Origin of the sequence: Marinimicrobium sp. UBA4509 (genome assembly GCF_002388575.1) — a bacterium.
In the GTDB taxonomy this organism is placed as follows: domain Bacteria; phylum Pseudomonadota; class Gammaproteobacteria; order Pseudomonadales; family Cellvibrionaceae; genus Marinimicrobium; species Marinimicrobium koreense.
The window spans coordinates 1-12,992 of the sequence record NZ_DGMV01000073.1; the positions used below are offsets into that span (position 1 = coordinate 1).

Below are 12,992 nucleotides of genomic sequence, written 5' to 3' on the forward strand. Positions count from 1 at the left end.
GCCTAAAACACTTGACCACTACATTGATGACCATAAAACTTAAGCAATGTTAAGGATTTTAGACTACCTTTATCGGTCAAATTTTCTGTCGCTTTGACTATCGAGTTAATTCTCATGTATGGGTTATCTTTACCCCAATTTGAAGGTCGATATAAAGCTTCGACCCAAGCTGTTATACAACGCTGAGAGAAGAGCTGTGTGGAGAAAGCTCCATATTGGAAAAAGTACCAACGAGATAGCGAAGCCCTTAAACGTATCAGTTGGTCTCATAGAGCAAGTACTTACAACGCATAGTTACCTTATTCCTCTAAGAGGCCGAATTCGCTTATATAAGAAACAGTGCCACTACAAACGAATTCTATCGGATTACATAGAAAGTCATCCGGATTGTATACGAAATGACATTCGGAAGGACCTACCGGCAGCCTATCTCTGGCTTTACAAGAATAATTCTCATTTATTGTATGAACTATTGCCCCCCGAAATTCCTCGGGAACTTAAGAGAAACTGCATCAAGAAACCATGACTTGGATAGTATCAACCTCAAAGTAGTCGCTGACTCCCAGCCAAAACCGCCCTACCGGCCTGACCTCCCCCTCCCGATTGACCCAAATCCCTAAGTTATTACGCTATAATCTTAAAAACCATCAAGTCTCAAACTTTATTGTAAGTTAGGTGTCCTGTAGTGCCCTAAATCAATAGGGGGGCAGTCTCAAACTCTATTGTCCACCTACAGGAAAATTTCGGCACCCCATGGGCGCCGAAAGGACGGTCTGTAACGGGAGCCCCTCATCTTGCCTAACCTTCCGGCTCGGCGCTGCGGGCAATGTCCACGTCTTGCGCCACCTCATCTCGAACCAGCGCCCAATGAAAAAGATTCTCGTCATTGGCCTCGAAGAAGTTGTGGTTATAGTGGGTCAGCGGCATGTCGCGGTAAATCGGCCGGGTGATCTCCACCACTTGATCCCAGTGCGCCAGAGCCTGCTGTAAATGCCGGATAGCCACCTGCTGCTGTTCCTCATCACCGTACAGACGGTACCGGTGTAGCGCCACGGCGCCTTTCAGCTTCTCCGCAAGATGAAGACCGAGATGGGCCCAGGCTTTGACGTCGGCCACTTCGTACATGAGCGAGGCATTGCCCTCGGTATCAATACCTTCTACCAGCCGAAGCGCCTCGCGATTGTCGCGCTCAAGCTGCTCGGCCAGAATCGGCGGAGTAATGCGGTCAACGCCGAAAGAGCCGCCTTCGTGCATTGTCTCTACGAAATCCGCCACCGAAACATAATCCGGGTCCATGGTGGGATGGTCGATAAGGTGGTCAACCGAAATATAACGGGTGTAGTCGCCCTGCAGCGCCAGAAAGCCCTCGCTGTAGAGGGTGAAATCCCAGCGCGAATCATACAACGAGGCCAGCCGCAGTTGGGTGGATGAGGCCAGAGAGTAAGCGTTCAACAGGTTATTACCCTTGGCCCCGTACCGGCGGTTGAATGCCGCCTGAAACACCGAGTCGGGTGTTTCAGGATCGTAAAGGAGGCGCCCCCAAAGCTGGTAGAACAACCACTGGCGCTCGAAGGCCCAGTTCCAGTCGACCGGCTCGTCCACTGCGGTGAAGTAATCGAGCGCCGGGATGTAGGTTTCCGAGCCGACAAAGTATCCGCCCACATAGTCCGCCGCGCCATTCAGAGCGATATGCTGACGAATGAAATCGGGCACACCCCAGCGCAGGGCAAAGAAGTCTTCGTTGCGTGCCTGCCAGGTGACCTTGTAGTTTTTGGGCGTCGGTTTGAAATAAGTGTCGCCCAGCTTGCCGCCGTGGACCTTCACCAACTCTGGTGTGGAATGGGCATGGGACCAATTGAACTTCATTTCCACCCAGATCGGACCGTCAAAGCGATCCTCCAGCTTCTCCATCGCATCGCGGGTCACCACTTCCACACTCTTGCTGACGCCCGGCTCCGAACCGGTTCCCGAGGAAAAAGGGACGCGGTGAATGAGTTTCACGGGGCGATCAGCGTCCAGCATCCCCGCGATCAACACATCATCCATCCACTTCTGCCGCTCAAGGGGCGTCATGCCAGCCATGCCTTCGCCGTGGGAAATACCAAACCCATCCAGGTTGGGATACTCCTCGAGCACCTGGGTAACGCTTTCGCGCAGATAACGCCGCACGATCTCCGAGGTATCGCCTTCCACATAGTAGTGCGGATAAAAGTTCTGCTCCGCGACGGAGTGGGCCTCGGCAAATTCCCGGCTGACAAAAATGCTCCAGTGGACCAGATAGGTGTCCAACCCGCGCTCTTTCGCCATCCGGAAGATCTCGCGGTAAAGACGCTGCCACTGGGCGAATTCTTTATCCGACCATGGGCTCGCTTCGGGGAAGTTTTTCGGCTGGATCATGAACGTAAAAGGATGCAGATTCCACAGGCTGATGGCGTTGAAACGGTTCGCCACCATCATATCCAGAAACGACTCCCAATAATCGAGATCCCGTGCAGTCTCGTAATGCTGGTCCAGCGCCGAACTGGGCCGGTAGGTTTCCCAGGGCAGATTGTATTTGATCCCGCGAAACGCCAGATTCGGGCTCTGTTCGGTGGATTCCACCGCTGTCAGCGGCGTGCCATTGCGCAGCGTTTCGGCCAGGGCCAGCGCGCCATAGATCAGCCCCCGGTGGTCGCCTCCATAGACGCTCGTGACCCTGTCCTCGGGCACAATAGCAAAGGCTTCAGAACCCAGCCTCTCTTCATGCACCGACAGACTGATCAGATGATCGTAACCGCTCCGATCCGAGCCGAGCTCATAGCCCTGCTCTTCCAGGGCCTCACCCAGCTTGCGGGCGGCATAGGCCTCCTGCGGCACCGTCTCGTCGTAGACGAGCGTCACCTCCTGAGCACAGGCTGCAGTAGCGTTCAAAAGAAAGAGGAGCACAAACGAAGGGAACAAGCGTTTTATTGTCATAAGTTTCAACCCTGCAGAACATGGCTCTACGTTACCCAGCCCGAAACATATAGTCAATAGAACCACTTGGGTGACGCATTCCGCCCGCCTCCACCAAAAGAACAAGCGCCCGGCCATTTTCGGGGTATTAATCAGTCCGACACTACGTAAAGACTGCTCTCAGACAGCTTGGTGAGCCAGTTCCTGAAGACGGTCCGTGAACAAGTTGGTTGATCCACTAGTGACCAGAAGTTGTTGCTTGGCGCGCGTCATACCGACATATAGCAACCGTGTCTCTCGGGGCATATCATCCTCTCCGTCTTTCAATGCCCCGACCCCACTTAAAATGACCGTATCAAACTCCAGGCCTTTACTGCTCTGACGAGTCAATAGCGTCACCTTCTCATCCGCCGGATTGTAAGTTTTCTTGTGAACGGACGATTTTAGCCAAGCGGCGGGAACCCCAGCTTGGTCCAACGCCGATTTGAGCGCTTCACCTTGGTGATGGTGTGCGTAGATAATGGCGATACTACTTAGTGGTTTCCCGCCGCTACGCCATTTGTCGACGCAGCGAACGATGTACTGATATTCATCCGCAGCGCTCTTGAATGGTCTGTAAACCGGCTGAGGTCCACTTGCACCCGCCACCTCTGGCTGAATTAGCGGTACATGATCGTCATCGGCGTCTTGGGCCTGCAGATACTCTTTGGAGAAATCATAGGCAAAGGTCAGTATTTCTCGGGTGTTTCGGTAGTTGAGCTTGAGGATCGTAGTGCGGCCGCGTGCCTGGATGCCCGCACTGGATAACGGAAATCCGAGTTGTCGTCGGCTGTAAATCGCCTGCGCATCGTCGTACAGCAGGAGCAATGAATTGGTATCGGGATCGATCATCTGAACCACCAGCTTTAACCACTCCGGCTCAAAGTCATGGCCCTCATCAATCATCAGAGCACCGTACTGCGCACGAGGAATATCCCCCCTCTCCCCCCCGGCGATCACGCTGGTTCCCTGCCGCTCCCAAAGGGGTCTGGCGCCTTGTTCGGTATCCACATGGTACGTTTTCAACTGAAGGCCGCACCACTCGTGAAAGTGATAAACCTGAACCTGTTCATCAATACCCCGCTCTGACATAAACGACCTGAGCCGCGCCGCCAACGCAATATTGAAACAGAGCACGAGAATGGGCTTGCGGGTCGCTTGAGACAAATGCAGACAACGATAGCCGAGAATCAGGGTTTTTCCGGAGCCCGCGACACCGTGAATGACTCGATGTCCGTCCCCAAGACTTTTTGCCAATTGCTCCTGTTGAATATCCATCACCCGGACAATTTCCGGGACGAGAGTCTGACTAACGTTCGACGCACTATCATGCTCGTCATCCGGATCGTCATCAGAGTCTCCGAACAGGTCCTGTTGCGGCGCATTGATGCGCACTTCGGGAAAGAGGTGCCAGCGGATTCGGTCAACCTGAGGAAGGGAAAGCTTTTCACCAAAACTGTACTCAAACATGCCCCAGAGCCGACTCTGAAATGCTTCCGCCTCAACGGACTCGGTCATCTCATCCTTACAGATCACTCTGTGAGCCGGCAGCACCAGCTCCTGATGATCTTCCGGCAACGCTTTGTTCCACTGCTGTCGAGTGATATTGGTCAGGACCACGCCGTAACCATAGGGGCAACACAGTCGGCCTTGATAACGGCCCTCGGATTGTCGAAGCTGAGGGTCAGTTTTCAGTACATTAACGGTCGTCTGGGCATACTGCCTGGCCTGCTCCAGGGGATTGCTCACCACATCCAGACCATTTTGAGTCTGCAGCGTCACCCGGTCTTTGCTGATCTTCTTCAGGGTCGCCAACTTCCAGTCTTTGATCTCAAGAAACAGCAGTCCTCGGGACGGGTGAAGAATAATGAAATCCGGGTATCGTCTCTGACGGCCAACAGGGATGTCGTACCAGACGGTATAATCATCTTCGAGAAGCGCCTCCAGGCGACGTCCGAAGCGACGCTCTCCCGTTGTCATACCTCTTATGGTGCTCAGGCTTGGAATGATTGCTGCCATGCTGCCTCCATACTGATCCTGAAGGGCCCATCCCCTCCTCTCTCTAGCTTGAGAGCTTAGCCCAGATTGGAAAGTCCGGCTATTTCAGCCGTTGAAAGGCAATAGTATTTCTATTGAACAACCGCTGCCGATAGCCAGCATAATCAATAACAATATTGCATAATTAATCATTTTGAGTCTATAGTGGTCACCCGATTTTAGAATGCGCCTTGAACCCAGCAAGGCAGGCATGCCAATAGAGAGATACACCACTATGACCAAACCGGGAATACCCCTCCGATTCGCCCAGATTGCACTGCTGCTCCTGTCATTTTCCTGCTTCGCCGAAGAGCTGCGCCCCCAGACCCTCTTTATTGCCGGGGACTCCACTGCGGCGTCCTACCAGAACAAGGACCACCAGGGCTGGGGCGCCACCCTACAGAGCTTTCTGGATGAGGACAAAGTGGTCGTGGATAACCGGGCGCGGGGCGGTCGGAGCAGCCGGACGTTTATTACCGAGGGTTTGTGGCAGTCTCTGATCGAGGACGTCGAGGCCGGGGATCTGGTGTTGATCCAGTTCGGACACAACGATGCCGGGGCGATCAATGACGACAGCCGGGCGCGGGGCTCTCTGCCCGGTCTGGGTGATGAGCAGACCGACATCGCCAACCAGGTGACCGGTAAGGACGAAACGGTGTATACCTTTGGACACTATATTCGTCAGATGGTGGCGGACGTAAAAGCCAAGGACGCCACGCCGATCCTTTTGTCGATGACGGTCCGTAACCGGTGGGAACATGACCGTGTTGAGCGTCGCCACGGCCGCTACGGTTACTGGATGCACCAGCTCGCCTGGGAACTGGACACCCCGTTTATCGATGTGACCAACCCGGTGGCGGACAAGCTGGACCGCCTGGGTGCTGAGAAAGTGGCCGGGCTTTACCCGAAAGACCATACCCACTTTAACGATGCCGGCGCCGAGCTTCATGCCGAGACTGTTGTTTCGGCGTTGAAGGGGCTGCGCCCCACCCTCGCTTCAGACCTGTACTCCGCTAAAGGCCGCGAAGTGACCGCCTACGATTGGACGTTTCTGCGCCTGCCGGTGATCGCCCACCCCGAGAAGACCAGCCTTTTTATGGTCGGCGACTCCACCGTGCGCAACGGTTGGGGCGACGGTGCCGGTGGTCAATGGGGTTGGGGTGATTTTATTGACGAGTACCTGAGCGCCGAGGACTACAACTTTGTCAATCGCGCCATCGGCGGTTTCAGTAGCCGGACCTTTGTGACCGGCGGCCACTGGGAGCGAGCCCTTAATATGGCGCGCCCGGGCGATTATGTGGTGATCCAGTTTGGTCACAATGACTCCGCTCCCCTCAATGATGAAGAGCGTGCCCGGGGCACCATCAAGGGGGTCGGCGCCGCCGAGCAGGACATCGACAACCTTCTGACCGGCCAGCCGGAAACGGTTCACACATACGGTTGGTATCTGCGCAAAATGATTGGCGATGCCTATGCCCGAGGTGTAACGCCCATTCTCGCCACCCCGGTGCCCCGGAAAATCTGGGACGACAGCGGAGAGCAGATTGCCCGCCCGGACGACAGTTATCCCCAGTGGGCTCGACAGGTCGCGGCGGAAAGCGGCGTCGCGCTGATCGATCTGCACGAGCTGGTCGCCGACCGTTATGACGAGCTGGGGCCGGAAAAGGTCGAAGCCTTTTTTGCCGACAAACACACCCACACGTCCCGCGACGGTGCCGAGCTGAATGCCAAAATTGTCGCCCAGGGGATCGAAGGCATTCTGTAACGGCATCACCAAGACACCGAACGGATCAACCACAGGAAGACGTTTTATGCTGAATTTGGGCCTGAGAGCACACGACTATGGTCAGGGTACACCCGCGGAGATTGCGGCAAAGCTCGGGCAATACGATGTATCCTGCGTGCAGCTCGCACCCGCCAAGTCGTTTCCGGTCCTGGCAGAACAACCCGGACAGCTGACCCCGGGGTTCGCCAACCATGTGCGCGATGTCTTTGCCGCACAGGGGATCAACATCGCCGTGCTGGGCTGCTATATCAATCCGATCCACCCGGACCCGGACACCAAAGAACAGGCGCTGCAGCGCTTTGAAGAGCACCTGCGCTTCGCCCGTGACTTCGGCTGCGCTATTGTCGGTACCGAGACCGGCTCCAAGAACGGCGATTGTAGCTATCACCCCGACAGCCAGAAAGAAACCTCGTTTCTGGAGTTGGTCGATTCCGTCCGACGCTTGGCCGATACCGCCGAGAAATACGGCACCATTGTGGGTATTGAAGGCGTGGCACACCACCATACGGTACACAGCTACGAGAAGATGGTACGCATGCTGGAGCTGGTGGACTCACCCAATGTCCAGGTCATTTACGACCCGGTGAACTTTTTCCCGCTGGACCAGTGCCATCGACAACAGGAACTGATGGACGAAGCCTTCAGGCTGTTCGGAGACCGTATCGTCGCGATACACAGTAAAGACTTCGTGATCAAGGATGGAATGAAGGAGGGAGACCTGCCCTCCGGCACCGGCGAAATGGATCACCGTTATCTGATGTCATTGATTAAGAAACTCAAGCCCGGCATTCATACCATTCTCGAGAGCACCAACCCTGAGAATGCTCAGGGTATTCTTGAGCACCTGCAAGAGTGCGCACGGTGAACCACTCCCCGGAGAGCGTGACGCCCCTGGGAGTGGCCAACCGATTGTGAGCCGTCAATTGCCTTCCGGCTTCTCGAGCTGAAACACCGGACTTGCCGGTATGCTGACAGCACTCGAGAAGTCCGGCTCCGCGGGATCAAACGAGAGCACATCGTCACGCAAGTGATCGGCCAGTCCCGGCACCTTTTTCCGAATCTCTTCTACGACAGCGCGAGCCAACTGGTAAGCGCCGTAGGGATTGTGATGTGTATCGTCTTTCAGCGCCTGCTCCTGACCGGGAAAGGTATTGGCCGGATAATGCACAAAGGCCTTTCTGGAACCTGACTCTCCCAGAGCGGCGTAAAGCGCCAGGCTCATCTCGTGCAGATCGATAACCGGTACGCCCTGCTCTTCTCCGACCTGACGCACCGCGATGGCGAAATCGGTGAGAGTTTCAGCGGGCTTTCCTTCACTCCAGCGGCGACGCTCCATGGGTGTGACCAGCACGGGAATACCGCCCTTGGCACGTACCGCCTGAATGTACTCGCGCAAATCATCGGCGTAGGTGGTATAGGGGCCTGCGCCCTCGCTCTGGTCTTTCTGATCATTGTGGCCAAACTGAATCAACAGGTAATCCCCGCGCTCCATGGTGCGAAAGATTTTCTCGAGACGGTTTTCCGCTTCGAAGCTGAACAGAGCTCGCCCCGACTCAGCGTGGTTGGCAATGGCGATACCCGGCTTGAAAAAAGCGGGCAACATCTGCCCCCAGCCGGCCCAGGGCTCGTTACGTTGATCCGTTACGGTCGAGTCCCCCGCCACAAAGACGGTAGTCGCCTCCGGCGCCGGTTCAATCGTCATTGCCGACACCGCCGCCGGTCTACCCAGAAATTCGATGGTCAAATGCTCATCCCAGTGCGCGATTATTGGTGGGCCTTGTTCGCGCGAGTTCAATGCAACACGGCGATCATCTCCCAGTGTCGGGCTCCTTCGATTGACGGTGAAGGTCGCCCTCGCCTGCTCTCCCGCATTGGTCGAAACCGAACGCAACATCAAGCGGCGTGCCTCGGCTTTTACGGTCGTCTGCGCAGCGGAATCGGGCGAGCCTAGTAGGAGGGTTACCTCATAGTTCCCTTCGGGCACGTCGACCGCAAACATAAATGCCTCGTCAGACACACAGGAATCTCCTCGCAGCGCCTCGTCCGCTGGCTCTGTCACTGTACACTCGGGCGTCTTGGCGCTGGCAAAGCCGTAGCCCCGTTCGGGGGAGTAGCGCGTATCCGGGCCAATGCCGACGTAATCTTCAGCCACAGCGCCGGAGCCAAAATCGAATTTGTAAGAAGATGCGGCGGGTTTCGTTACCCGTGTTTCGGGAGGACCGTCATAGGAAGGTTGGAGCCCTCCGAAATCGATCACGATTTTATCCACTACGACACCCGCGTCCACCGCCACCAGGTGCAGCGTATGCCAGCCAGGCTCCAGTGCCTCCGGCAGCTCAAGCGTCGCTTCGGTGGCGTTGGACAGGACTCGCATTTTCCACTCTTCGCTATAGGTATCGAAGCCCTCGGTCACCGCGAGCGGCAGGGGTTCACCATCATCCACAGCCAGCGCTAGGCGCAGATCATTGCCGGGATCAATCGGATGCGTGGGCAGCAGTCGTACATGAACGGTCGCTTTGCCGCCGGTTGCAACGTGGAAACGGTAGCTCAGTCGGGGCGCACTGCCGGATTCGATATTCAGAGTGGAGGGCAACAGGGTGACGGCTGAACCGGTACGGCCCAGCCCTTCCACCGAACGCCAGCCACCGTCGGCCTGATCTTCGCGGCCGGTAAAGTGTCCGGCGTTGATGGACACTACGCCTTGCGATTCAACGAAATCGCCCGCTTGCGCACCCGACGGTACGTCATTGGCTTCAAACCGGTTGTCGTCCGACTCCGACAGGGACTCCCACACTGCATCCTTTTGCGAGCCCAGGGGTGGAATGGGCTCGGGTTGGAAGCGTGGCCAATCGTCCGGGGATACCCCACCGGCGGTGAGAATATGCCGCCACTTGCCATTGGCCATCGCGTCATTGTATCGCTGCGTCAGTGCCTCGATCCGCTGCGCGGCCTCTTCGGCTTTGGCAAAGGTCGTTTCCGCGATCTCCGCGCCCCGGACATTCTGGCGACGCGCCAACTCCATCAGAAAGTAGCGCTCGTTGGCCGCAGCCGCCGCCCGGACCGGATACTCCACCAGTTGGTAAAAGGCATCCCGGGCGGTGCCCGGCAGGTCGTTCGCGACCCGCGCCGTCTCCGCCACCAGATCCTGATAGGCTTTCAGGCGATGATAAATCTCAGCGTCGGTCAGCTCGGTGGGTTGGTAGGGCTCCAGGGACAAATGCCACTGCAGATGTTCCGGTTTGCGCGCAAAGGCCAGGTGCTGGTGGCGCTTCCAGATGCCGGCAATCGCATGAGCGTATTCGGGCCCGAAGTCCCGGGCAGCCATATCCTGCAGAAATTGCATGGGTGCCTCGGGGCTGGTCCGATCCGCGTTCCAGGCGAGGTCGAGAAAAAATTCCGCACTCAGTTCGTGCGCTTTGAGGTCGCCCACGTTGGTCACCCAGAAGGACTCGGCCCCCTGTTCGTAAGCGCGGGTCATCTCCGACCAGACCAACGATACCGATTGGGAATCGAACCAGAGCCAGGACAAGGGTGAGCCCAGATAAGACTGATGGTAATAGACGCCCAGACCGCCGGGCCGCTCCCGCTCCTCGGGGGTGGCGTAGCGGCGCACATAACCAAAGTTGTCGTCCGGCCAGACGATAATCACATCGTCCGGCACGTCCAGGCCTGCGTTGTAATCCTTGAGCACTTCTTTATAGGGCACAAAAATCTGTGCCGCCTTGGTGGGATCACCATCGCCAAGATGTTTGGCCAGAAGACCGCGCTGCGCGTCAAACAGCGTTTCCAACACGTCCAGACGTTCTTCCTGGGATTCCGGGCCCATAATGCCGCTGTCGTGAATGCCGCGCATGCCCAGGGTCCAGAGGCTTTCGCCCGAACGGCGCTCCTTCACCCGCTCTTCCCAGTAATTCATGACGGTGTCACGGTGCGTCAGGAAGTTGTAATGATCTTTGGGGTGATCCCACTCACCAACGTTGTTGCGCAACATGGGCTCGGCGTGACTCGAGCCGACCACAATCGCGTAGTCGTCGGCCAGTTCACTGTTCCCTTCCACTTGATGGAACGGCGTGGTGCAGGGGTGCATGCCGGGCCAGAGAGCGTTGGCCCGCAGGCGCAGCAGCAACTCGAACACCCGCTCATAGATTTTCGGGCCGAGAGTGCCGGTATCCGGATCAAAGGTCTTGCGGGCCCAGGCACCGAGGCCCCAACATTCATCATTGATGAATATTCCGCGATAGCGCACCGCCGGCTCATCGATCGGTTCGCGAGCGGCGCTCAGATACAGTTCGTCCAGAGGTTGAACCGGCACATCGGCCCACCAGTACCAGGGCGAAACGCCGATACGACGGGACAGCTCATACACGCCATAGGCCACACCGCGTGGGTCCGCCCCCTCTACGGCCAACACCTGGGCACTGGAGGACAGCCGGAACGCTTCCCATCGATTCTCCAACGCCGGATGAATACCCACCCGGACATAGGGCGCACCGCCACCCGGCGGCCGGTGGCGAATGGCCGGGCGATGCCCAGTCACACGCTCAACATCGTCGGCGAAATCCTGAACCGCAATCCGGATCACTTCGGGCGCGTCACTGGCCACCACCAATGGCGCGGCATGATCATCCACCACCAGCGGAAACGCGGTGGATTGCAACGTTTCGGCCCCCTCCGGAGGAAGCGGCCGAATCTCGGCCGCCTGCACGATCAAAGGAAACAGTAGAGACAACAGTATGAGTCGCAGCCCCTTGGTCGTACCCGTTGAACGCGTAGTCATCTTTCGATCATCCATATTAATCCCGCTCCGGAACCTGCTCCGGCGCCTCCTCTCCGACCAATGCCATCACCTGAATCGCGGCAAGACCGAACTGGGACACCGCGTTGGTGGAGACCCCGCGCGCTTCGGTCACCGGGGATAGCACCTCGGGGGGCATGACCGTTTTGGTCGGATAGGGTAATCCGAACACCGGGATACCGGCCCGGCCGCTGAAGAATTCCTCCCAGGCACGTTCGGCCAGCGCCTCATCATTGAGCTTCCAGGCTGAGTAGGCGGTCATTCGCGAATGCGCCTGCCCCAGGTTCAGGTTTCGTTCATAAGGCTGGCCGATGATCTCGGCCTTCTCGTCCCGAGGGGCATTATAAAAGCGTCCATATTGAATAAACGCCTGCTCATACTCCGGCACATCGAGCAGTTGGATCAGTTCTGCGTTGATTTCGACACCGCCGAACACCATGGACAAATGGGAGACGGACACGCCCTCCCCGATCCGGTAAAACTGCCCGGTCTCCGGATCCAGTGCCGCACTGCCGACCAGCATTCCATGGTCAAAGTTGCCAACGCTGCGCATCGCGGTGACCAGTTTGTCTCGATAGGCCGGCTCACCGGTGCGCTCCCACTCGGTCAGCCAGGCGGCGGCCACCGAACTCCAGTCGGTCCCCAGGCCCATCATCATGGAATAGGGTTTTCCCGAAAAGTCGGGCGTCGGACGATTCAGTTTGCGCAGCGGAGGCACGTCCAGCAGGCGCCGTTCAGCCCCGAGCAGAGAACGCATCAGGTCACCGGTGCGCTCATCCGCCGTCAGGAAGTAATAGAAGCGACGGTTGGCGGGCGTACTGATGCGCAGTTGTTTGGCGCTGTCGCCCCAGTGCTTGACGTTGTGGCGGGAGCCGAGCCCCTCAAACCGTCCCAGATGGTACACGTCGACCTCTCCGGTGTGGCGGGTCATCGCCTCGGCCATCTGGAAGACGTCGGCACGGCCGGTGCGCAGAAAGGAATACCATAGCCAGATGTCGGGGGAGAGCTCGGAGTTGGCCCAGGCATAGCCACCCACGTCGTAACGCCAGGTATGCCGGTCGTGATCATAGGTATGCATCACATCGCCGTAGTCCCAGAAGCCGTACCAGTTATGTTCTTCCACCTGGGTCAGATAATGATCCAGATAAAAATCCACCTGATCTTCAATCGCGGCCTTGGCGGGGGTGGAGCGATCCGGCAGATCCCAGAGGGCGGCACCGAACACGCCGGCCGCTTCATAGTCCTGGGGACGGGCAACCATCTGCGGTGGCTGGGCAAGGGTTCGGGCCATCTCAACCGTGGTCTGGCGGTCCGGTGTGGCCGGTAAGGCCCAAAGGCGCAGCTCGCTGGTGCGGGCCACGCCGGTGGCATGGTCAAAGCCCGGCTCGTAATCCTCGTAGG

5 protein-coding genes and 1 pseudogene are annotated in these 12,992 nt (G+C 57.5%); 2 read left to right on the forward strand and 4 right to left on the reverse strand.

Annotation, left to right across the window (positions count from 1 at the left end; all coding sequences use genetic code 11):
• Positions 1-798: 798 nt before the first annotated feature.
• Both B3520_RS13825 and B3520_RS13830 read right to left on the reverse strand, forming a co-directional pair.
• Positions 799-2,955 carry a glycoside hydrolase family 20 zincin-like fold domain-containing protein gene (locus B3520_RS13825; protein WP_286876313.1) on the reverse strand — a complete coding sequence of 719 codons (2,157 nt, stop codon included), beginning with the start codon at positions 2,953-2,955 and terminating at the stop codon, positions 799-801.
• Between the two features lie 159 nt (positions 2,956-3,114).
• A complete protein-coding gene (locus B3520_RS13830; RefSeq protein ID WP_286876314.1) occupies positions 3,115-4,992 on the reverse strand; it encodes a DEAD/DEAH box helicase in 1,878 nt (625 codons plus the stop codon).
• A gap of 253 nt (positions 4,993-5,245) precedes the next feature.
• On the opposite strand from B3520_RS13830, the gene B3520_RS13835 reads away from it, so the two are divergent.
• The gene (locus tag B3520_RS13835; RefSeq protein ID WP_286806912.1) at positions 5,246-6,775 is read left to right on the forward strand and encodes a rhamnogalacturonan acetylesterase; all 1,530 of its coding nucleotides are present in this window, start codon (positions 5,246-5,248) and stop codon (positions 6,773-6,775) included.
• A 46-nt stretch (positions 6,776-6,821) separates the two neighbouring features.
• Positions 6,822-7,661 (forward strand): sugar phosphate isomerase/epimerase family protein, encoded by an 840-nt coding sequence (locus B3520_RS13840; protein ID WP_286806911.1) that lies wholly within the window; start codon positions 6,822-6,824, stop codon positions 7,659-7,661.
• A gap of 54 nt (positions 7,662-7,715) precedes the next feature.
• Here the strand turns inward: B3520_RS13840 and B3520_RS13845 are convergent, their stop codons facing one another.
• On the reverse strand, positions 7,716-11,573 hold the full coding sequence (locus B3520_RS13845) for a glycosyl hydrolase 115 family protein (RefSeq protein WP_286876315.1): 3,858 nt from the start codon (positions 11,571-11,573) through the stop codon (positions 7,716-7,718).
• A gap of 16 nt (positions 11,574-11,589) precedes the next feature.
• Positions 11,590-12,992, reverse strand: a pseudogene (locus tag B3520_RS13850) (Tat pathway signal sequence domain protein); the annotation flags it as partial.